This is a genomic window from Streptomyces sp. NPDC043746, from assembly GCF_056436485.1.
In genome coordinates this window covers 281,353-303,563 of sequence record NZ_JBWKCM010000005.1, presented here as the reverse complement: position 1 = coordinate 303,563, position 22,211 = coordinate 281,353, and the positions used below count along the sequence as shown (strand labels likewise).

The 22,211-nt window shown below is 70.2% G+C and carries 12 protein-coding genes; 6 read left to right on the top strand and 6 right to left on the bottom strand.

The window, feature by feature from the left end:
• Positions 1 to 40 precede the first annotated feature (40 nt).
• On the bottom strand, positions 41 to 2,062 hold the full coding sequence (locus tag AC0682_RS08510; RefSeq protein ID WP_478531706.1) for an HsdM family class I SAM-dependent methyltransferase: 2,022 nt from the start codon (positions 2,060 to 2,062) through the stop codon (positions 41 to 43).
• A 157-nt stretch (positions 2,063 to 2,219) separates the two neighbouring features.
• A complete protein-coding gene (locus tag AC0682_RS08505; protein ID WP_478531705.1) occupies positions 2,220 to 4,370 on the bottom strand; it encodes a UvrD-helicase domain-containing protein in 2,151 nt (716 codons plus the stop codon).
• A 174-nt stretch (positions 4,371 to 4,544) separates the two neighbouring features.
• Between AC0682_RS08505 and AC0682_RS08500 the strand changes: the two genes are divergently transcribed.
• The 4 genes from AC0682_RS08500 to AC0682_RS08485 are packed head-to-tail and all read left to right on the top strand — an operon-like array spanning position 4,545 to position 7,910.
• The gene (locus tag AC0682_RS08500) at positions 4,545 to 4,928 is read left to right on the top strand and encodes a DUF4357 domain-containing protein (RefSeq protein ID WP_478531704.1); all 384 of its coding nucleotides are present in this window, start codon (positions 4,545 to 4,547) and stop codon (positions 4,926 to 4,928) included.
• 24 nt (positions 4,929 to 4,952) lie between these two features.
• A complete protein-coding gene (locus tag AC0682_RS08495) occupies positions 4,953 to 5,894 on the top strand; it encodes an ABC-three component system protein (RefSeq protein ID WP_478531703.1) in 942 nt (313 codons plus the stop codon).
• Entirely contained in the window at positions 5,891 to 6,181 is a 291-nt protein-coding gene (locus AC0682_RS08490) for an ABC-three component system middle component 6 (protein ID WP_282699382.1), read from the top strand. The genes AC0682_RS08495 and AC0682_RS08490 overlap by 4 nt, the downstream gene beginning before the upstream one ends.
• Positions 6,159 to 7,910 carry an ABC-three component system protein gene (locus tag AC0682_RS08485; RefSeq protein WP_478531701.1) on the top strand — a complete coding sequence of 584 codons (1,752 nt, stop codon included), beginning with the start codon at positions 6,159 to 6,161 and terminating at the stop codon, positions 7,908 to 7,910. The genes AC0682_RS08490 and AC0682_RS08485 overlap by 23 nt, the downstream gene beginning before the upstream one ends.
• A 15-nt stretch (positions 7,911 to 7,925) precedes the next feature.
• Here the strand turns inward: AC0682_RS08485 and AC0682_RS08480 are convergent, their stop codons facing one another.
• A complete protein-coding gene (locus AC0682_RS08480) occupies positions 7,926 to 8,186 on the bottom strand; it encodes an ATP-binding protein (protein WP_478531756.1) in 261 nt (86 codons plus the stop codon).
• Between the two features lie 435 nt (positions 8,187 to 8,621).
• On the opposite strand from AC0682_RS08480, the gene AC0682_RS08475 reads away from it, so the two are divergent.
• Together AC0682_RS08475 and AC0682_RS08470 are read left to right on the top strand one after the other, a co-directional pair.
• Complete coding sequence (locus AC0682_RS08475) at positions 8,622 to 9,473, top strand: helix-turn-helix domain-containing protein (RefSeq protein ID WP_478531700.1); 852 nt, start codon at positions 8,622 to 8,624, stop codon at positions 9,471 to 9,473.
• On the top strand, positions 9,470 to 9,673 hold the full coding sequence (locus AC0682_RS08470; RefSeq protein WP_478531698.1) for a DUF397 domain-containing protein: 204 nt from the start codon (positions 9,470 to 9,472) through the stop codon (positions 9,671 to 9,673). The genes AC0682_RS08475 and AC0682_RS08470 overlap by 4 nt, the downstream gene beginning before the upstream one ends.
• Positions 9,674 to 9,698: 25 nt before the next feature.
• Here AC0682_RS08470 and AC0682_RS08465 read toward each other — a convergent pair whose 3' ends face one another.
• The 3 genes from AC0682_RS08465 to AC0682_RS08455 form a co-directional block, all read right to left on the bottom strand.
• Positions 9,699 to 13,859, bottom strand: a complete 4,161-nt coding sequence (locus AC0682_RS08465; protein ID WP_478531697.1) for an Eco57I restriction-modification methylase domain-containing protein — start codon at positions 13,857 to 13,859, stop codon at positions 9,699 to 9,701.
• Positions 13,856 to 16,816 (bottom strand): helicase-related protein, encoded by a 2,961-nt coding sequence (locus tag AC0682_RS08460; RefSeq protein ID WP_478531696.1) that lies wholly within the window; start codon positions 16,814 to 16,816, stop codon positions 13,856 to 13,858. The genes AC0682_RS08465 and AC0682_RS08460 overlap by 4 nt, the downstream gene beginning before the upstream one ends.
• A gap of 87 nt (positions 16,817 to 16,903) precedes the next feature.
• Positions 16,904 to 22,177: a DEAD/DEAH box helicase gene (locus AC0682_RS08455; RefSeq protein ID WP_478531694.1), complete on the bottom strand. Its 5,274-nt coding sequence runs from the start codon at positions 22,175 to 22,177 to the stop codon at positions 16,904 to 16,906.
• Between the last annotated feature and the right edge of the window lie 34 nt (positions 22,178 to 22,211).

Below are 22,211 nucleotides of genomic sequence, written 5' to 3'. Positions count from 1 at the left end.
CTCGTCTCGCCGCACGCGGCGCCTGCACCTCTCGGGCGTTCTACACCTCGCCCGCCAGCCGCCCGGCCGCCAGTTCGTCGCCGAGGCTGTGGACGAGGTCGGCACCGAGGTCGGCGGTGCGCCGCGCCAGTTGTTCGAAGGCGGCGAGCTCGCGGAACGCCTCGCCGTAGCGCCGCTGTTCGCGGAGCGGCACCTGGCGGACCTGGAGGCGCCGGACGTCGATGCGGGAGGAGCTCGTCGCGTGCGTCCCGGCCTGCCGGACGTTGGCCGGAGCGCGCAGCGAACCGGCGAGGAACCAGGCGTCGAGCTGCTCGGGCTGCACTCGCACGGCGTGCAGTTGGGGACCCAGGGCGGTCGGCGGCCCTTCGTGGACCCAGGCGGAGAACGTCCGCGCCACCCCCACGACCACGATGTCCCCGGGCTCGGCGATCACGGCCTCGCGCACCGCGGGGTCGTCGACGGCGAGATACCCCCTGGGTTCACCGCCCGACAGCAGATCGGGGACCGTCAGGAGCGGAATGTCCTCGGCGGACGGCGCCCCGGTGCGGACCGCCACCTCCGGTGGCTGCTGGCCGCCGCGCAGGGTGAGCGCCCCCGCCCGCGCCAGCTCGGCGACGGTGGTCGCCGTCGGCGGGTCCTGTGCGGCAGAGGTCAGCTCGAGCGCCGCGAGCAGCCGGGCCGACTTGGACACCCTGGCAGTCAGGTCCTTGAACTCCCGCCAGGATGCGGCCAGTCGGGGCGCGGTGTCCGCCGGGGACGGGGTGATGTGGCGTCCCGGAGTGAGGTCGACCTCGTCGTCGAGGAGCTCGATGACGGGTACAAGCCGTACGAAGGGAGAGACCTCGGCCGGATCCGTCCGCCCGACGGCCTCACGCACGAAGTCGCCGATCGCAATCCAGTCGGGGGCCCACTCACGGCCCTGGTCCCGGGGAAAGCGGGACACGCCGTCGGCCACCAGCAGGTGGCCTCCCGTATGTGGCTTCTCACCTGGTACGGGCGCCCGCAGCACCCACAGGTGCAGGGAGACGCTGTGCGGCGCGGCGCAGCCCGGCGGCAGCGCCACGACAGCCTTCAGCTGGCCGGTGCGCAGCAGCGATCCGCGGATGCGTCGACCCGCTTTTCGCGCCGCCACGGCGGGGGGCAACAGCAGCACGGCCGCGCCGCCGGGTCGCAGCCCGGCCAGGCAGTGCTGGACCCAGGCGAGTTCGGGTTCGGTACGCGGCGGCAGCCCGTGGCTCCAGCGAGCGTCCGTGGCCAACTCCTCGTATCCCCAGTCCCGTTCGTTGAACGGCGGGTTGCACAGGATGATGTCGGCGGGGACGCCGGCGAACAGGTCGTCGCGCAGAGAGTCCCCTTCCCGTACGTCGATACGCGCCGGCTCTGTCTCCGATGCGTCCTCGGCGAGGCGCAGGCGGACTTCAGCGAGGGCCGCGAGTACGGGATCACGGTCGCCGCCCAGCAGGACCGGTGACCCACCGCCTGCCCCCTTGACCACTTCGGTCGCGGCCATCAGGAGGTGGCCGGTGCCGCAGGCGGGGTCCATCACCGTGAGGCCGCCGTCGACAGCCGCGACGCGGGCGGCGAGCTCCGCCATGAGCGCGGCCAGCGGCTCGGGGGTCGTGGCGATCTGGCGTACATGGACATCCAGCCAGCGGCGCAGCAGGAAGGCGAAGGTCTCCGGGCCTCCCTCGCGCCTCCCGAGATCCACGGCCCGCTCGATCAGCGCCGCCACCTCTTCAGGGAACGCGGACTCGCCTGCCGCACCCCGGCCGGCGAGCCTCCTGCCCACCTCCGCGACCGCCGCCCCTGTCTCGTCGCGTCCGCCGAGCGCCTCGAAGCGGGGCCAGAGCCATTCGCGCTCGGCGGACTTCTTGAGCTTCTTGTTGTCGCGCAGCCAGTTCTCGACGTCGGTGAGGGAAAACTGGGGGTTGACGTCCGTGCCGGCGATCCGGGCGGGGAACGACGGATGACGCCGCCGCCAGTTGCTGACGGCTGCACGCCCGACGCCCGCGAGACGAGCGATTTCCGCCAAAGACACAGGTACGGCACCGGGCGTGGACATCTGGACTCCCTGGACGTTTCTCAATGACTGCGGACACTCCCCCACCTACGGGCGCGTGTTCAAGCCACTTTCCCCTCCCGCGCGTCCGGCAGACTACTACGGCAAGACGCGAGCATTGACATTGTTCACAGGCCGACCGCACGTATCGCCTCTCCCGCTATCTCACCCCGTCGAGGAAGATGCTCGGCCGCCCGCTGTACGACATGTACAGCGCCTCTCTCGCCCGGGTGCTCGCCACGAACAGCAGGCACCGTTCCGCGGCGAGGTCCGTCGCGTTCTGCAGGGGATCGACGTCGGCCGGCGTCACCGCCGGCGAGAACGGGAACGCCGACGCGGTCACCCCGGCCACGGCCACACAGCGGAATTCAAGGCCCTTCAAACTGTGCAGACTCGACACCCGCACCCCGGCCGCGTCATCGGACTCCCCGTCCTTGACCCGCACCACGGGCAGTCCCGCCCGAGCCAGTCGGTCGCCGATCCGCGCGGTCTGCGTGTGGAACCGGGCACACACCGCGATCTCGGACGGCGCGACCCCGGCCGCCACCCACGCACCTACCCTGCGCACGACGGCATCAGCTTCGGCCGCCTCGGTCCCGTGCCCCTCGCACAAGGGCCGCTCCCCGTGCAGAAGGGACCGGTAACCGGAGAGCGAATCCGGCGCGTCACCGGTCAGGTCCGCCACGGGCTCCCCGTCGAGCAGCGCCCGCGACCAGCGCAGGATCTCCTCCGTGGAGCGGTAGTTGAGGCGCAGCCGCGCGCCACGCCCCGCGACGGAGATACCGAGCGAGCGCAGCGAGACCCGGGAGTCGTAGATCCGCTGGTGCGGGTCGCCGGTGAGGAACAAGTCGTCGGGCCCTTCGGGCACCAGGGCCCGCAGCAGCCGCCACTGGGCGGGGTGCAGGTCCTGCGCCTCGTCCACCACCACGTGGTCGTACGAGGGGCCCTCACCCGGCCTCTCCTTCAGCAGCCGGGCGGCCTTGGCGCACAGCTGCAGCCAGGTGCAGGCACGGTCGCGGGCGAGCTCCTCCTCGAACTGCGCCATGGCCTGCCAGAGCCGCGGACGCTGCCCGGCCGCCAGTTTGCTGCCGCGCCCACGCCGAAGACACTTCTCGTACTCCTCGCGGGTGCGCAGGTCCTGGGCGAGCAGCACATGCCGGTACTCCTGGGCCAGGAAGGCGTCGCTCCACGGCAGTTCGAGCCTGCGGGCCAGACGCTGCCAGCGCCGCCGCTCGTCCTTGTCCCCGAGGACGCTCCCCGGGTTCCCGTGCATCTCCCGCACGATGCGGTGCGCGGTGGCGTCGACCGTGGTGACGGTGACCCGGTCGAGGAGCGCCCGGTCGTGGTCGAGGAGCAGGGCGAGGCCGGAGCGCAGCGAGCGGGCGAGCGCACTGGTGTACGTGGTCAGCAGGACGCGAGCGTCGGGTGAGCGCCCGAGCAGATGCTTGACCCGGTGCAGGGCGACCACGGTCTTGCCGGTGCCGGGGCCGCCGGTGACCTGGGCGGGCCCCGTGTACGCGGGCCGGTAGGCCACCCGCCGCTGGGTCGGGTGGAGGAAGATCCGCCACGCGTCGAAGGGCTTGGCGAGGATGCCGGCGAGTTCCTCGGGCCCGGTGACAAGAGCGATCCGGCTGCGGGTACGACTGACGGCGGCGGCCAACTCGCCCTGCATCTCCTCGGACCCGTCGCCGACGACCGCCTGCCGCGCCGCGACGAGGTCACGGTAGATGTCGTCGGGGGCGAATCCTTCCGCGAGCAGCCACAGCGCCTCGAACTGGTCCTCGGGCATCAGCGACCCGAACGCCTCCAACTGCGCCTTGCCGGTGATGACGCGGGCGGCACGCAGCGTGACGTCGTCGACGCCGAGGTGCCGCAGCACGGTGTCCGACCAGTCGGCGAACAAGAGCTTCGGCGCGGCCTCGGCCTCCTCGGCAAAGTGCGGGGTGATCTGCTCCATGGCGGTGAGGTCACGCACTTCGAGACAGCGGGTGACCGCGTTGACGGAGTACAGCCGCCGCTTGGCCCAGGAGTACGCCTTGTCGTGCGAGACCACATGGACGAAGACGAACACGTCACTGCCGTCGTCGGGCGCGAGCAGCACGATGCGCTGTCCGTCGTCGACCCGGATGGTGCGCATGCGCGGATCGCGGGAACCGACCACGGATTCCAGATGCAGACCCTTGTCCGCATGCAACTGATGGACTGTCAGCTGCTGGAACTTCGCCATCGCCTTGTGGACGCGGGCGCGAGACGGCTTGTCGAGCCGGTCCACACCCTCCCAGAAGGTGTTGGTGATCGCGATCTGCGGCACTTCCTCGCCCCTTCCCCCACCCAGTAGCAGCCAATTGACTGAGTTTACAGTCGAACAACACTCCGGCAACGACCCACCCCGCGAAATCGGACTTGACGACGAGTCGTGAGGTCGGTTACTTTTTTTCTCCTCATGACACAAGGAGAAAAAATTACCCGAAGAAAGGGAGTCCCGGTGCCCGAGCACCACATCACCGTTGACGCCGAAGTCTTCGCGCGCCTGCAGCGCGAGGCCAAGCCGCTGATCGACACACCCAACAGTGTGCTGCGACGTCTGCTCGGCCTGGACGAGGCGATGGTCCAACCAGGCGCGCTCGCCAAGCTGCTCGCCGCAGGTCTGCTGCAACCGGGGCAGCGATTGACCTGGCGCCGCCGCAACCTCGGGCAGGAGCACCGCGCGCACGTCACCGCCGAGGGAAGCCTTCGCCTGGAGGACGGCCGGATCTGCGCATCGCCGTCCGGCGCATGCGAGGCGGTGACCGGCGCCAAGGCCAACGGCTGGGACGCCTGGCACACGGACGACGGCACTTCCTTGAGTGCTCTTCGTGGCAGAGCCTGACGACTTCGACGGGGGATCGACCACGTGGACTTCACTCAGCGCATGCTCGCGCAGCTCACCCTGCGCCAGCAGCTCACCGACATGCCGGGCGAGAGCTTCGAGCAGCTGATCCACCATCTGCTGAGCCTGCGGCACCCCGACTTCGTGCCCGTACGCACCCACGGAAATCTCGGCGACCTCGGTGCCGACGGGCTCCTCCTGTGGGACCGGGTGCTCTGGGCGTGCTACTCGCCGCAGACCGACGACATCGGCCGGGTCAAGCGCAAGTTCAGCAGCGACCTGGACAAGGCGCTCGCCAAACGGCCCGGCGCCTTCGACACGTTCCGCTTCGCGGTCAACGATCTCAAGGGCGTGCACCCGGAGTTGAGCGTGATGATGTCCGAGGCGCAGGAGAAGCTGCGCCCGCGCCGGGTGGAGCACTACGGCTGGCACCGGCTGTGGAACGACGTCATGCGGCTCGACAGGATCGCCACGGAGGAGCTGCTCGGCCGTGAACTGCCGGTCCAGGACAGGACATACGGCATCGGACTCAGCGATCTCGAGGCGCTGCTCGCCCGGCTCGGTGAGCAGCGACGCACGGCGGAACCGCTCGCCGTCATCCCTGAGGTCAACAAGTACAAGATCGAGTGGAACGGCCTGACCGGTGACGTCCGCGGCGCGCTGATCCAGGGGATCGGGCACAGCCACCTCGTCGAGGGGTACTACGCCGGGCTCGGCGCACCAGACGAGGCGGACCGGGTCGCCCAGGGCTTCCGGGTGTACTACGACCAGGTCCGGGCCGGCACCGACGACCAGGACAAGCTGTGGGCCGCGCTGCAGGAGTACATCCTCGGGAACGCCGCGCCGAGCCTGAACTCGATGTACTGCGCCTGGATCGTCATCGCCCACTTCTTCCAGCGGTGCGACGTCTTCGACGTGCCGCCCGACGGCTGGGTCCCGGGCCCGGCGGACCGGAGCGCCGCGTGATCACTCCGACGAAGGGTATCTCCCCGGACCGCTCTCTGCTGGCCGTCGGCGCCCAGATTCTGCGGGTTCTCGACATGCCGCTGACCGTTACCCAGACCTGGTCGAGGTTCCGCGCCGAACGGATCCGGCTCGGCCACCACTCTCCGGTCTCCTTCCAGTGGTTCGTCCTCGGGCTCGATGTGCTGTACGCGCTCGGTGTGATCGAATTCCGCGACGATCTGCTGACGAGAAGGCGAGCCGATTCGCCGATCAGAAGGAGGGACGATGCTGCGTCGTCTGAGCGCTGACGACCCCCGGTTCCGTGCCGTCGAGTTCCGGCGCGGCCTCAACCTTCTGGTCGCCGAGGCGCACCCCGGGGCGACGCGAACGGACAGCCGCAACGGCACCGGCAAATCCAGCCTGGTCGAGCTGCTGCACTTCGCCCTGGGCTCTCAGGCCGGCAAGGGCACCCTGCCCACCCGCCCCCGGCTTCGGCACACGCTCTTCACGCTGACCCTGGACTGGCCCGGACGCGAGGAGCCGGTACGGGTGAGCAGGCGCGGGGCCCAGCAAGGCATCGTTCTGACCGATGCCCCGGGTGGCACCGAGGGTGAGTCCGCAGGGCTCTTCGAGATCAGCCACACCCGTGAGATGCCGGTGACGGAGTGGAGGACACGCATAGAGGCGGACCTCTTCCGGCTGCCCGCCGACCACCCCGGCATCTCGGGGCGCGCCCTGCTGTCCCTCCTCGTACGCCGCGTCGGATCGCACGCCTTCAACGACCCGGTGCGGACCTATCCGCAGCAGCCCACCGCCGAGGCCGCGGCCAACCTCGCCTATCTCCTCGGCCTGGACTGGCGGCTCGCCGCCGACTACCGCGAGCTCGCCGCGCGGGAGGCGACCCGAAGGCAGCTGCGGTCGGCGATGAACGATCCGTCCTGGCACCAGGTCGTCGGTACGACGGCGGACCTGCGCGGCCGGATCATCGTCGCCGAAGAGGACGTGAAGCGACTCAGCGAGCAGATCGCCGCCTTCCGCGTGCTGCCGGCGTACGAGGAACTGCAGCTGCGGGCCGACGAGTTGGACAGGAAGGTCCGCTCACTGCCGGAGCAGGATGTCATCGACCGGCGGAACCTGGCAGAACTGCGGCGCGCGGTGGACGAGGCCAACGAGCCCGACACGGCATACCTGGACGCCGTCTACCGGGAGCTGGGAGTCGTCCTCCCGGACCGAGTGCACCGGTCCTTCGAGGACGTACGCGGCTTCCACGCCTCCATCGTCCGCAACCGCCGCCGCTACCTCGCCGACGAGATCGAGGAGACGCAGGCCAGACTCGCGGCACGCGAACACGAGCGCGCCCGTCTCGGCGAGGAGCTCACCGAGACCCTGAGCGCGCTGCGCGACGGAGGCGCCCTCGACGGCCTCACGGCACTCCAGCAATTGCTCGCCCAGAAGCAGGCGGCGCTGGAAGCCCTGCGCAAGCAGCTTGAGACGGCGCAGTTCGTGGAGGCCAGCCAGCGGGAGATCACGGCGCAGCGCGTCGAACTCCAGGAAGAACTGGAACTCGACCTGGAGGAACGGGGCGAGCAGACCCGGGAGGCCACCTGGCTCTTCGCCCGCTTCGCCCGCCGCCTCTACGGGCAGGACCGACAGGCCTACCTCACCATCAGGGCCGGTACCAGCAGCCTGGAGATCTCCGCCCATGTCGACAGTCAGGGCAGCGTCGGCATCAACAAGATGGTGATCTTCTGCCTCGATCTCACGGCCGCGGTGATCGCCCACCGCCACGACCGCGGACCCGACTTCCTGGTCCATGACAGCCATCTCTTCGACGGGGTGGACGACCGCCAGGTGACCGAGGCGCTGACGCTGGCATCCGAGGTCGCCGAGGAAGAAGGCCTCCAGTACATCGTGACGTTCAACTCGGACAAGCTCGAACGCGCCCGCCTGGGCGGCTTCGACCCCTCCCCCTATCTCATCGAGCCACGCCTGACCGACGCCTACGACGAAGGCGGACTGTTCGGGTTCCGCTTCTGACCCGACCGCCGCATTTCACCGGCGGCACACGACCCACACCGTCTTGCCGCCGGGGCGGTGCGGGCGTACGCCCCACTCGTCGGCGAGGGTCTCGACGAGGAGCAGGCCGCGCCCCGATTCCCCGCCGCTGTCGGGGTGTTGCGGTGTCGGCCACCGGTCGCCGCGGGCGTCGGTGACCTCGACCCGCAATTCGCCCGCGTCCAGGCGGACGTCGAGGCGGGCCGCGCGACCGCGTACCCGGCCGTGCAGAGCGGCGTTCACCGTGAGTTCGGCGATGAGGAGGGCAGCCGTGGCGGCGAGGTCGTCGGACGACAGATTTGCGCCGCGAGCCAGCGCTCGGCGGTGTGGCGGACGGCGTGTGCGCCGTGTCGCGTGGTGGCGAAGAGAGTTCTGAGGCTCACGTGACCTGCGTGCACGTCCGGTTGAGGGATCACGGTCCCGGATTCCTGATTCACTTCACCGAGGGTGACGTTCCCGATCTACCGCGGGGAGTGTCCGGCACGGTACGGAGAGTGACTGTCCAGCGGTGCGGGCAGGCTGTCCGGGTGGGCGGCCGGACTTGTGCGGATGTTGTCCGGGTGTCCGCCCGCGACCTGCGCTGCGGGCGGTCGGTGAGCAGGAGATCGGCAGGCAGCCGGTCAGGTGGAAAGTACGGCGATCCGGTCGGGCGGGCCGGGACGGACGGGTGGTGCGCGATGGCAGCGGTACGGGGTGACGCGGGCGCCGGGGACCCCGGCGGGCTCGGAGGAGGTCGCGGACCTGTTCCGCGCCATCGGCCGCATGATCAAGGCGGCTCGGGAAGGGGCCGGGATGAGCCAGCGGGAGCTCGGGCAGGCGGTCGGATACGGCGAGGAACAGATCTCGTCGATCGAGCGGGGGCGGCGGACTCCGCAGCCGGATTTTCTGGTGACGGTCGACGAACTGCTGGGGTGCGGTGGGTCGTTGGCACTTCTCGGGGAGGATGTGGAGCGGGCGAAGGCACGGCGGAGGGTGCGGCATCCGGAGTGGCTTCGGGATTACGCACGGTTGGAGCCGGACGCGGTAGAGATCAACTTCTACAACAACCATGACGTTCCGGGCCTGTTGCAAACCGAGCGGCGGACCCGTGCCTTGTACGAGATGCGCAAGCCGCTCCTGGACGAGGAGACGATCGAGCAGCGGGTGATCTCTCGGATGGGCCGTCAGGAGATCCTGACCAGCTGGCCTCCGCCCATGATCACCGCCGTCGTCGAGGAGACCGTGATGCGGCGATCTCTTGGCGGACGAGAAGTCCACAGGGAGCAGTTGGAGCAACTGCTTAAACTCGGCCGACTGCGCAATGTCGAACTGCAAGTTATGCCGACCGATCGCAGCGAGCACGCGGGGATGGGCGGCGCGTTCGTACTGCTCACGCCCAAGGGAAAAGCGCAGTTGGGATACACCGAGGCGCAGAATTCCAGCCGGTTGATCTCGGCCCCGGAGGAAGTCCGTATCCTTGCCGCACGGTACGGCAGCATCAGGGCGCAGGCACTCACCATGCGTGAGTCCCTCACCCTGATCGAGAACTTGCTGGGGGAACGATGAACACTGCGGAACCCGCGCGGCTTGCTTGGTTCAAGAGCAGTTACAGCGGCAACGAGGGTGGCGAGTGCGTCGAGGTCGCCGCCACCAAGACCGCCGTCCGCGTAAGGGACTCCAAAGAGCGCGGCGGCCCGCAGCTCGCGTTCACGCGTGGAACGTGGGCCGGATTCGTTGCCGAGGTCGGGCGGAACCGGTCCAGCTGACCGGCCCCGCCTGGGACTTCCCGGCTCAGCCCTCGTGACGGGGGCCCTTGCCCGGCGGCGGATCCAGCACGGTCTGGTACACGCTGCCGGTCTCGCGGGCCTCTGCCATGCGGTCGTAGATGTCGAGGATGAGGTCCTTGGTGCGGTAGGCGCCGCACAGAGTCTCCTCCCTCTTCTTGACCGTGGGGAATGTCTCCATCACGTAGTCCACGTCAGCGTGGCTGAGCCCGTAGGTGTGGGACAGCGCGGCGTCCAGCTCCGCACGCAACAGCTCACGGCGTTCCGCGTTCCAGCGGAACGGGGCTCCTTCGTCCCCATGACTCCTGGCGAAGGACGCCATGTCCTGTGACGTGTAGGACAGTTCCAACACTCGGAGTGTGATCCACTCCGCCAGGTTCCTCCCATTCGCAGCGGTGAACGGAAGGTCGACGTCCGGCGCTGGAACAGGAAACTGCATCACGTAGCCATAGGTCATCGACGTTCCGGCGACCTTCTGGCGTGCTACGTAATCGAAGACGTACGACGCCAGAATCCCACTCAACGCCGCAGCCCCGCCCTGGACAAACATCAGCGGGAACTTGTGGCCGACACCGTACGCGGGAAGAGGCGTACTGATCACAGTTCGCGTGTCCGTTGAGCGAGCGACGTCCCGCCACCCCATCAACCACCCGTTCCACCACTCCCGCTCACCCAGCCGAGAAGCCACCCCCGGCCACATGATCCGGTTGCCCTTCTTGTCCCGCTTCCCCGAGTCCACGTCGAACTCCGGCACCCAGTACCGAGGCAGCGGCGCGAACTCCGGATCGTCATGCTGCTCCGGCGTCACCCTCGGCAGCGTCCCCACATTGGCCTGCGCCTGCGTCTGTCCCTCGTACGTACCCAGCCGGTGGTCGAAGTGGTGCAGCATCTTCGCCTCGTACAACGGCAGATAGCGCCGCCCGTCGGAGGGGTGCGTGAAGATGTTGCCCTTCAGCTTCCAGCCCTCGCCCTCCAGCTCCGCCTTGCCGCGGAACAGATGCGAGTCGTTGGACATGTGGAACATGGTCATGAAGGTCAGACCCCACGGGTCCGTGCCGCCCTTGCCCTCCGCGTCCGGTTCTCGTCTGAGGACCGGGACGCGCCGGTAGATCCCCAGCGTGATCTCCGCGTCCCTGCGCGTGCGGAACACCGGCAGCGTGCCGGTGTTGGGGTTGACCAGGAGGATCTCCTCGGGCGGCATCGCGAAGCGGCGCTCGTCGAGGTCTTCCATGTAACGGGTGCCGAACGCGAAGGACGCCGAATCCACCCGCTCGCCCCGGCCGGTGACGGTGAGCAGCGAGAACCGGACCGAGTGGTGCACGTCCCGGCTGAGGATGAACGCCTCGTTCTCGAAGTCCAGGAAGGAGGCGAGCCGTGAGGTGCGCACCAGGTCGGAGAAGAACGGCGCGGTCGTCGCGTCGGTGGCGATGCCGGTCGGCAGGACGAGGCCGAAGCGCCCGGTGGGCGCGATGCCGAGCGAGGCGGCCTCGGCGAAGACCGCGTACGTGTTGACGTCGCCGCGCCCGGCGAGCGGGAAGCGGCCCGAGCCGCGCAGCAGGTGGCTGACGCCCTCGGAGAGGCGGCGCGCGGCGATGAACTCGGCGTGCAGGGCCCGGTCGGCCTCCTCCTCACTGGCGGCCAGCGCGGCGATCCGGCGCTCACGGGCCGCCTTGTTCGCGGCGTTCGCCACCGACGCGTCACGGGTGGCGAAGAACTCCTGCTCCTGGAGCTTGACCCGCTCCCACGGCGGATTCCCCAGCACACAGCTGAACCCGCCCCTCCACCCGGTCCGTTCGTCCACTCCCGCCGCATCCGGATCGGCCGGCACCCGGAACACCTCCGGGAACTCCAGGTGCCAGTGGAAGAAGTGGTACTCCTCGCGCAGGCGCGCCACCTTCTCCACCGTGCCCGCCGGCAGGCTCGCGCCCCCGTCGGAGGAGTGCAGCGCGAGCAGGGAGTCCGTGGTGAGCGCGGGCGGAAACGTCTCGTCCGTCCGCTTCGTGCCGTCGGTCCGCTCGGTCTTCTCCCAGACGAACGCCGCGCACCACGCGTCGGCGAGCTCCAGGGCCCGCAGGTAGTCCTTGGAGGTGGTGAGCTCGTGGTACGCGCGGGCCTGGTTCCGGACGTCCTCCAGCTCCTCCGACGGTGCGTCCGTGATGTCCGACGTCGCGCTGGTGATCGCCGCGTTGGAGATCTCCAGCGCGTGCTGCTCCGAGAACAGGGCGTCCTGGCTCGCGTGGTGTCGCAGTGCCGCCAGCCACCGCTCCCGCTCGCTCGCGTTGCGGGCCTTCAGGTTTCTGACGGCCTTGGACTCGTCACCTTCGAGGACCTTGAACGCCTCGTCGGGCAGACCGCCCGCGAGGAGCTTCGGTGTCGTGCCGAGCAGTCCGTTGCCGTGCTTGATGTGCGCGTCGAGGAACGTGAGCGGGCGGCCCGGCTTCATGGCCTCGATCCACAGGGAGACCTTGGCGAGTTCCACGGCCATCGGGTTGAGGTCGACGCCGTACACGCAGCGGGAGACGACCTCGCGCAGGGCGTCGCGGACGGCCTCGGCGGTCGGCTCCGGATCGTCGGTCTCGATCTCCGCGAGCCGGCGGGCGATGCGGCGGGCCGCCGCGACCAGGAAGTGGCCGCTGCCGCAGGCCGGGTCGCACACGGTCAGGGCGAGCAGCGCCGCCTTGCGCTCCTCCTTCGTCGTGCCCGAGCGGACGGCCCGTTCGATGACGGGGTCGAGGGCCGAGTCCAGGAGGCCGTCGATGAGCGGCGAGGGCGTGTAGTAGGAGCCGGAGGTCTTGCGGTCGTTACCGTCCAGCTTCGTCAGGACGTAGGAGCCGTCGTCGTCCTGGCGGGGTTCGAGTTCGAGCAACGACTCGTAGACCGAGCCGAGTTCGTCCGCGCCCAGGTGCCGGTAGTCGACCTTGCGGGGGCGGCCGAGCTTGGCGTCGAAGATGACGGCGAGGGCGCGCACCGCCTCGTACAGGGACTCGTTGGTGAGGGCGAGACCCTCCAGTCTCCCGTCCACCGGGGTGGGTTCGAAGAGGCCGCCGAGTGCGGGCAGGCCCAGTTCGGGACGCCCGCCGGGTTTACCGAGGCCTTCGATGACGAGGGTGAGGGCTTCCCACTGGTCGCCGTGCGGGCTGCCGGGGCGGCGGGCGAGGCGGCGCAGGCGGCCCGTGGAGAAGTACTTCTCGTAACGGTCGCGCGCTACGTCGTCGGCGTCCGGGTGGAGGAGCAGGCCGCGGTCCTCGGTGACGAAGAGGAAGAGCAGCCGGTAGACGAGCCGCAGCAGGGCGGGGTGGAGGTCGCGGACGGTGAGGGCTCGGGTGCGCAGGGCCTCGCGCAGCTCCGCGTTGTCGGGGTGGGCGATGAGCCCGGAGCCGATCACCGTGAGGGCCTTCTCGACGCCCTTGCGGAGCTCCTTGAGGGCACGGGTGCCGGAGTCGATGGCCTCGGTGCGCCACTTCTCCAGCGGGCAGGACGCGGCGGGGTCGCCCTCGAAGCGGGTGCGGTGGAGCAGGCGCCACAGGAGGACGAAGTCGTCGGAGCGTTTGCCCTCGAAGATCGCCTGGAGGTCGAACTCGATGAACGCGGCGCCGGTCAGCGACGCGGACTCGCGCAGCAGCCGCAGCTGGCGGCCGTTGGACAGGACACCCCACAGGGCCTTGTCGCCGGAGCGGTTGAGGTACTCCTGGACCATGGACTGCGTTGCCTGCGGCGCCACTTGGGGGGTGCGGGTGTCCAGCGGGACGTTCCAGCCGGTGAGGTGCACGGGTACATGCGCCCACGTGTGGCTGACCGGGAAGTTCTTCGTCTCATCGTGGGCGGGGAGGCCGGGCTCCGGCACGGCGGACAGCGCGCCGAAGCCGAGCTGCTCGAACAGGGGCAGCAGCCAGCGTTCAGTGGTGAGCCCCACCGCGTGCACACCGGGATCGTCGTCCGCTCCGTCACGGGCGAGGGCGTCCTGGTAGGCGGCCCACACGCCGCACAGGTAGCCCCAGGAGCGCTCGGCGGCGTCCCGTACGGACTCGCCCTTGGCGAACAGCCGGTAGTCGGCGGGCTTCGCGCCGGACTGCTCCTTGCCCTCCTTGATGCGGACGAGGAGGTCGTACGGCAGCAGTCCGCCGACGGTGGCGACGGTGTCGGTGACCAGGGTCCTCGCGGTGCTCATACGTCGGCTCCCAGCTGGATCGTGGCGGCCGGACGGTAGAGGAAGACACCGAGGACGTCCGGGTCGCCCTGCGGGGCGGCCTTCAGACCGGCGAGGCGGGCCCTGGCGGCGGTGCGGACCCGGTGGTGCGAGGCCTCCAGCTCCTTCGCGGCCGCCTTGGAGCGCAGCCGCAGTTCGTCCATGAGGCCGGTGTCGAGGGCGGCGAGGATCGACGCGATGTGGTCGGTGGCGAAGCCCGGATCGGAGTTGCCGGTGGCGCGGGCCTCCAGGAGCGCCAGCGCCTCCTCGTCGGGCAGCCACTGGGGCGCCTCGGGTCTGCCGTGGAAGGCAACCACCCGCGCGTCCTCGGCGAGTTGGGTGCGTACGCCGCCGTGGCGGGTGGGCAGACTCAGCTGGAAGCGGTGCCGTACGAGGAGCATCGTGGTGGGCCGTCGTACGGCGCTCGTACGGATCACGCCGCAGCGGCGGGCCGGACGCTGCCAGGCGGGGAACTTCTCGTCCAGGGCGGTGTCCAGGACGAAGCGGGCGGTCGCGGCCACCACCGGGTCGGTGCGGGTGAGCGCCACCTCGCCGCGCGGGGCACTCGGCGCGTCGTGGAAGACGACCGGGCGCGGATGGCGGGGGCCGAGCGCCGCCGTCACGGCGTCGCGCAGGCCCTGCGGAAGGGCGTCGGTGTGCGCCGTGAACCCGCCCTGCTTGCGGTCGGCGGGCGCCCCGCGCAGCGCGCCGAGCGCGCGACGGGTGAACTCCCTGACCTCCTCGCCGGTGCCGAGCGCGGCACGGATCTCGGCGACCTCGGCGGCCACGTCCTCCTTCTTGATCCGGTTCTGGGCGTAGAGGGACCGGGACGCCTTCTCCCGCTCGGCGGAAGATTCCCAGGCGAGCTCCAACTGTTCGGCGGCGGGCAGCTGTTCGCGCTCGAACAGGCCCTCCTGCTCGAAGGAGGGGGTCTCGACGTTCAGGATCAGCTGTTCGAAGACCGCCTGCATGGCGCTCTCCGCCTGCTGCGGCACCGGGACGGAGATGCCGGTGGCTCGGCGGATGCGCTCGTGCTTGCGCAGCAGCACCTTCAGGACGATGTCGTCGACCGGGTTGTCCGCCCCGTACAGGGTGAGGGCCTTCACGGTGTCGGTGCGCTGCCCGAAGCGGTCGACCCGGCCTTCGCGCTGTTCGTGGCGGGTCGGGTTCCAGGCCAGGTCGTAGTGGATGACGGCGTCGAAGGACTCCTGGAGGTTGACGCCCTCGGACAGGCAGTCGGTGGCCACCAGGACGCGCCGCTCGGGGGCCGGCTCGCCGTTCTCGTCCGTGCCGGTGAGTTCGGCGATCCGGTTCAGGCGCATGTCGGGCGAGAGCTCGCCGGTGACGGAGGCGACCGCCACCGGGTGCTCGGTGCCCCTCTTGTTGACCACCTTCTTCAGGTGCTCGGCGACGTAGTCGGAGGTGGCGATGTAGCGGCAGAACACGATCGGCCGGTAGCCGGAGTCGAGGAGGTCGGTGACCGTCGCCACCAGCTTCTTCAGCTTGGTGTCGCGGGTGGGGCCGGCGAGCCTGCCCGCGGCCTCGGCCATGGCGACGAGGCGGGCCTTCTCCTCAGCGTCGAGATCGTCGGGGCCGGTCTCTTCGGACGTGGACGTGGCGGTGGGCAGCAGGCTGCCCGGTACCTCGTCCGCGGACTGCGCGCTGTCGGTGTCCGCCGGATCCGAGACAGTCACCTGCCCGGTGCGGTCCGCCTCGTCGGGGGTGTCCGCCTCCTGGACGCCGGCCCTGGTGTGCAACGACCGTACGGCGGCGGCGGGCGAGGAGGACAGGGTGCGCAGCAATGCCAGCGTCGACCACCAGCGCTGCCGCTGCTGCAGTGCCCCGTCGGCGGAGCGCACCGTCTCGCGGGCGTATGCGAGGACCTCGGCGAGCAGGGCGCGGTAGTCGCGGTGCAGGGTGTAGGAGACCTCGGCGCTGTCCCGGCCGGAGGGGAAGTGCGCGCCGTCCTGGAAGTCCTCGCGGATGTCGGCGCGGCGGCGCTGCACGAAGAACTGGGCCAGCAGCTCACGGCCCGCCCGGGACTCGAAGCCCACGGTGGCGAGGCGGGCGTCGAGGAGCCCGAGCAGCCTTCGGAAGGGTTCCTCCTTGCCGCTGTGCGGGGTCGCGGTGACCAGGAGGAGATGGCGGTCAGGGTTGTCGGCGAGCGCGCGCAGCAGTCCGTACCGCTGCTGCGAGGTGCGCGCCGAGACCTGCGCCGTGGAGTCCGCCACACAGGTGTGCGCCTCGTCGACGATCACCAGGTCGGGACAGTGGCGCAGGAAGTCCTCGCGGTGACGGGGCGACTTGATGAAGTCCGTCGACACGACGTAGGCGCCGTCCGGGCGGAACACCGACTGCCCGTACGGCGTCTCGCGCTCCAGCCGGCCGATCGTGGCGGGCAGCACCAGGCGCGCGTCGATACCGAACTTGCCCCGCAGCTCGGCCCGCCACTGCTCGGCGAGCGCCGGGGAACACAGCACGACCAGGCCGCGGGCGTCGCCCTGGGCGAGCAGTTCGGCCGCGATGAGACCGGCCTCGACGGTCTTGCCGATGCCCACGTCGTCGGCGATCAGCAGCCTCACCGTGTCCTGGCGCAGCGCCATCATCAGCGGCACCAGCTGGTACGGGCGCGGATCCACGGCGATCGAGGCGAGGGACCGGAAGGGGCCGGCCCCGGCCCGGAAGCCGATCCGCAGGGCGGTGCGCAGCAGACCGGCGGTGTGCTGGTCGCCGAGATCACCGGGCGTGGGCGGGGCGAACGTGGCGGGCACCACGGTCTCCAGGCCGGGCAGCACCCCCGCGATGTCGACGTCGGCGCCGCCGAGCGGGCGCAGCACGAGGAGGTCCTCGGTGGAGTCCGGCAGCACCACCCATTCACGGCCCCGGGCGTGGACGAGGGAGCCGACGGCGTACTTCGGGTCCGGCGCGGCGGTGGTCATACGGGCCTTCCAGGTGGATGCGTACGGAGCGGAGCGGTGAGCCGACGGGCCGCTGAACCCGTCGGCCGATCTGTCTGAAGAAGCAGGTCAGCGACGTGGTTCGCCGAACACCTGAGGGTACTCGGCGACCTTCTTGGACCAGTCGTCGTCGTAGCGGACGCGGACCACTTCCCAGCCGAAGTCCTTCAGCCGTTCCTCCGCCTCCTCGTCGCGCAGCACGACGTCGTCGTGGTCGTGATGCGGGCCGTCGACGAAGACCGCGATCGGGCCGAACCCGGTGTCGTACACGAAGTCCGGCTTGGACAGGGCCTCGCGCACCGTGATCTGCTGGTGGTCCGGGAGTCGGTGTCCGTGCGACCTCAGGTATTCGACGAAGCGCTCCTCCAAGGTGGAGTCCGAGCCCTGCCGCAGCGCGTCGGCGTGCTCGTCGCGCGAGCGGCCCGGGGTCGACTCGCCGACAGTGCCGTCCGCGAACGCCTGGAGCAGCTCGCGCGCCAACTGCCGGTCGATCACGCGGTGGTGGCGCTGATTGCTGAAGGAGAGCAGGCAGTCGTAGCAGCCCTTCTCGCACGGGTCTCCGTTGGTCTTCTCGTCACCGCGGTCACGCCCCAGTTGGTCGAAGTGGGCGATCTCCAGAGCCTTGCGCGCAGCGCGGGCCAGTGCACCGGGCTCGGACTGCAGACGCCGGAGCACCCCCGCGCCACCCTCCGCGCTCTCGATGAACAGCAGCCGCTCACGCGGCCCGTCGTACGGCGGCAGTTCCTCGGTGTCGAGTTCGGCGTCCTCCAGCTGGAACTCGGCCTCGATGCCCCGCTCCAGGGCGTACTGGAGGGTGACGGCGGTGTCCCGGTCGACCGGCTCGGCCAGCTGGAGGACGAGGATGTTCCGGGTGTCCTGCACATACGGGATCACCGGCATTTTGCGGCCCGCCTTCTCCGCGTCCGCGAGCCCTTCCGGCTCCTGGGGGGTCTCCCGGCCGCCCTTCTTGGCCGCGCCGCCCGCGAGCCACTCGCCCGTCACCGGATCCATCCAGAAGCCGATCTCCCCCTTGGCGACGGAGCGGCGATAGCCGAGGTTGGTGAGCCGGACGGTGGCGCTGTCGCCGTACGCCAGCTCGGCCAGGGCACGGCCGGACGCGGACTGCGCCATGGCCCGCAGTGACCCGTCGCGGCCGTCCTCGTGTTTCTTGAAGCGGTAGGAGATCTCCACCTTGTAACCGGTGCGCTGGCGCTCCTCCTCGTCGGAGGAGATCCGGTCGCGCCGGTGCGTGAAGACGGTGTGCAGGTGCAGCAGACCGGTCCGCGCGTCACCGAGGCCACTGCCGCAGCCCCCGCAGACGTCCTCGCGCTGCTCCTCCGGGGACAGATAGCCGCAGCGCCCGCAGACCTTCGCGCTCTCGGTGGTCAGCTCGCCCGCGGTGTCCGGCGGCAGCTGCACCCGGTCCACCTTGTAGCGGCTGCCCTCGTGGTAGATCAGCGCACCGGGCCCGAACTCCCGGATCGCGATGAACCTGGAGCGCTGCAGATAGTCGCCGTCGTAGCCGCCGCGGCTGGTGCGGCCGGTTCCCGGAATGTAGGCGGCGAGCGGCAGCCGGGGGAAGGAGTAGCCCGGCAGGAAGCCCTCGGAGGCGAAGTAGCGGTACGGGAAGAAGTCCGACATCACGGTCCGCTCGCCACCCTGCTCGTTGCGCAGCAGCGCGAGCTGGCTCTCGGCCTGGGCGCGGCGGCGCTTGGCCTGGTCCTTGGAGCGGCCCGTGGCGGTGCGGTTGAGGATGTTGCGGTGCTGGATCTCGCGCTCTTCGAGGGCGCGCCTGAAGAGATTCCGCCAACGCTCGCAGGCCCGGCGGAAGCTGCCCGGCGCGGCCTCGACGGTCTGCTCCAGCCACTGCTCGTGCCACCAGGACGTGGCGCGCAGCAGGTCGCCACAGCCGTCGAGGACCGTACGGGCCCGCGCCAGAGCACGGCGCCGGGCGGCCGGCTCGTCGATGGCCCCGGCCACGGACGACGCCAGTTCCAGCGAGGGGCTATCGCCGTCGGAATCGATCAGCTTGGCCATGCTGGTGCCGAGATCGAGCCGGGTCTCGGCGAGCCAGATCGCGTGCACATGAGAGGCGAGCAGATCCTCGTTGGCTAGGTCGAGCCGAGGCGGGGCGACAGCACCGGACACCATCTGCCTGCGCCGGGTGAAGTAGTACTGGTCGTGGCTGTTGCCGGTCGCGCAGTACGTGGTGACCAGCGCGGGCTGCCCGCTGCGGCCGGCGCGGCCCGAGCGCTGTGCGTAGTTGGCGGGGGTCGGCGGCACGTTGCGCAGGTTGACCGCGTTGAGGCTCTTGATGTCGACGCCGAGTTCCATCGTCGGCGAGCAGTACAGGAGCGGAAGCCGCGTGCCCTCACCGAACAGGTCCTCGCGCTCCTGGCGGACGTCGGGGTGGACCTGGGCCGTGTGCTCGGCGGCGTGCAGACCGGCGAAGGTGGCGGCGATGTCCTTGTAGAGCCGCTTGAAGAAGGCGTTGACGCGGGGCCCGCGCTCGTCGCGGTAGGTGCGGCGCAGGCGGTCCACGGCGCCGTGGTCGTCGTCGCGGGCGTGCCAGCGGATGACCGTGTGGTTGATCCGGTAGCCCGGCTCCTCGCCCCTCCCCTGGGAGACCTCGGTCAGCACTCCGCCGTCCGCCAGAACCCGGAGCAGGTCGCGGATGACGTCCTGGGCCTCGTCCAGGGACAGCCCCTGCCCCCAGTCGGGGAAGGTGCCGCTCTTTCGGACGTGGCGGCCGAACGCGCCTCGGCCGGTGAGGTTCAGCTCGCTGCGAACGCGCCCGGTACGGCCGGGGCGTCCGGCGCGGGCGACGGCGACACCGGCAGGAGGCGGCGCCGCCTCCGTGTCGGCGATCCCCCACGCGTCGTTGAGCCGGGCCGACTCCTTGCGCAGTTCGGCGAACTTGGCCTCGGTGAAGTACGGGGTGTCCACGGCGCGCTGGCGGCGCAGCTCATCCATGAGGACCGTGGACAGCCCGTGGCGCACCTCGGAGGTCGCTGTACGCAGCGGGCCCGCGGTGTCCTGCCACCGGTCCTCATCACCGGCGATCGCCGCCAGACCCGCGTACTCAAGGCCGAGCAGCCCGGTCTGCTCCAGGTTGGGCATGGTGACGCGCCAGCCGCGCTCCAGGTCGAGGAAGAGGCGGTACTCGGCGACCGCGGCCAGTGCCTCCAGCGTGCTCTCGGCGAGCTCCTCGATCTCGGTAGGCTTGGCCGCGTACTCGTGCGGGGAGAGCCCCATCGCCGCCACCACTTCCTTACCGAGTCGCTTCCAGCGCAGCCCCTTGTCGCCGGCCTCGACCATCGCCCGGTAGAGGGCGCCACGCAACTGCGTGACCATGACGAAGTCGTTGAAGTGCCCCGACTGGAGGCTCGCGTCCTGCCGGTTGTCGACGAAGGTGAGCAACTTCCTTGCGTCCTTCTTGAGTTCGCCCTCGGGGATGCTCTTGAGGTGACGCACGATCGAGGCGCTGATGACCGACGTGGCGGTCGAGCGGCCCTCCTGGTCGAGGGTCATCAGCTTGGCGAAGTCGCGCTCCTTGACCTGCTCGTAACCGACACCGCACTCCAGGCAGAAGAGGAACGGGGCAGGCAGATACGCCGCGTAGATGCCCCCGTTCGCCTTTCCCCCGCCGGTGCCGTCCGGGCGCACCCACACCGGCTGCGGCGCCCGCTTCCTGCGGCTCGCGGTGAGCACCGGGGCGCCCTTGCGCTCGTCGAAGGTGAGCCAGCTGTCGGGGAAGCGTCGCTGCTCGATGGCGTCGCCGACCTGCTCCGGCCACGGGTTGACGGCCGAGATGTACAGATACCCCTGCTCGTCGTCCTCATCCTCGCGGGTACGGAAAGCGACGCTGCCGTCGCCGTCCTGGTCGCGGGCCACCATCAGGTACTCCTGTCCGCATTCACGGCAGAAGGACAGCGGCATCAGGAGCTTCTCGGGGGCGTTGGGGACGCGCTGCTGGTAGGTGCGGGTGATATGGCGGTCGGCCTCTCCCTCCAGGGAGACGTAGACGGATCCGCCCTTGGACAGGAACTGGTGCAGCCTGAAGGCGAACAGCGGGCGGTCGCCCTCCTCCCGGCGGGCGGCCGCCCCCGCCTGGAGGGTGGCCCGGATGGCCTCGGCGCACGCCTCGTACCAGCGTTCCTCGGGCTCGCTCTCCTCGATGCCGAACGCCTCGGAGCGCAGGCGCAGAGCGGCGGCCTCCACGGTGACCGGTTCGGCGCGGACCAGGAGCGTGCTGCCATCCTCGTTCTCGGTCTCCACCAGGCCGAAGGTGGTCTCGATCCAGCGGGCCAGCGGATCGGCAGCCAGCCGCCCGTACTCGGCCGGAGGGTTGTTCTCCCTTACCCGCTCGGCGAGTTCGGACGGCGTGGGCACGGCATCCCCGGTCGCCCGCACCAGGGTCTCGCCGACCACCCGCTCCGGGGAGATCTCCGTGTCGAAGAGGGTCGAGGCGACGCGGGCGACCTCGCGGCGGCGCGCGGCGGGCGTGCCCCCGGTGGCCATCGTCGCGGACGTGCCCACGCACTGCAAATTGGGCGATTCGCAAGCCTCACGTACGCGCCGCACCAGCATTGCGACGTCGGCGCCCTGCCGCCCCCGGTAGGTGTGCAGTTCGTCGAGGACGAGGAAGCGCAACCCCTTGGCCGCCCCGATGAGCTTCTCTCGCTCCTTGGGGCGGGTGAGCATCAGCTCCAGCATCACGTAGTTGGTGAGCAGGATGTCGGGCTTGGACTCGCGGATCGCCTCCTTCTCGTCCTCCTTCTCCTGGCCGGTGTAGCGGGCATAGGTGACCGGCTCGTTCCCCTCGCCGTATCCGGCGGTGAGGAACTTCGCCAACTCCCGCTCCTGGCTGTTGGCGAGAGCGTTCATGGGGTAGACGATGATCGCCTTGATGCCGGGCGCGGTACTGGCCTCCTTCTCACGCAGCACCCGGTCGACGATCGGCACGATGTAGCCGAGGCTCTTGCCGGAGCCGGTGCCGGTCGTCAGGACGTACGACTCCCTGGAGTCCGCCGCCTTGATCGCCTCCAGCTGGTGCTGGTGGAAGTGGATCGGGCGGACGGTGGCGCCCCGCTCATCCTTGCCCGTACGGAAGATGTCCGCGCACGCCGGGTGAAGCAGCCCTCCCGGCCGCGCGAGATCCTCGACCGACCCCCCGGGCGCGAAGCTCGGATTGAGGGAGAGATAGGGGTCGGGCCACTGATCTCCGTCGGCAAGCGACTTCGACACCTTGGCATCGATGCGCCGGTCGTCGATCACCACCGACCCGGACGTGTACTCCTTGTAGTCCCGGATGAGCCGCTGGTGCACCTTGAAGACGTCCACGTGTTCCCCACTTGTTCCCGGAGGCGGTCCGGAG

Bases quoted from the DNA above. Each gene is read 5' to 3' on its own strand.
- AC0682_RS08510 (WP_478531706.1), bottom strand. From the start codon at position 2,062: ATGTCCACGCCCGGTGCCGTACCTGTGTCTTTGGCGGAAATCGCTCGT.
- AC0682_RS08485 (WP_478531701.1), top strand. From the start codon at position 6,159: ATGCTGCGTCGTCTGAGCGCTGACGACCCCCGGTTCCGTGCCGTCGAG.
- AC0682_RS08470 (WP_478531698.1), top strand. From the start codon at position 9,470: ATGAACACTGCGGAACCCGCGCGGCTTGCTTGGTTCAAGAGCAGTTAC.
- AC0682_RS08465 (WP_478531697.1), bottom strand. From the start codon at position 13,859: ATGAGCACCGCGAGGACCCTGGTCACCGACACCGTCGCCACCGTCGGC.
- AC0682_RS08460 (WP_478531696.1), bottom strand. From the start codon at position 16,816: ATGACCACCGCCGCGCCGGACCCGAAGTACGCCGTCGGCTCCCTCGTC.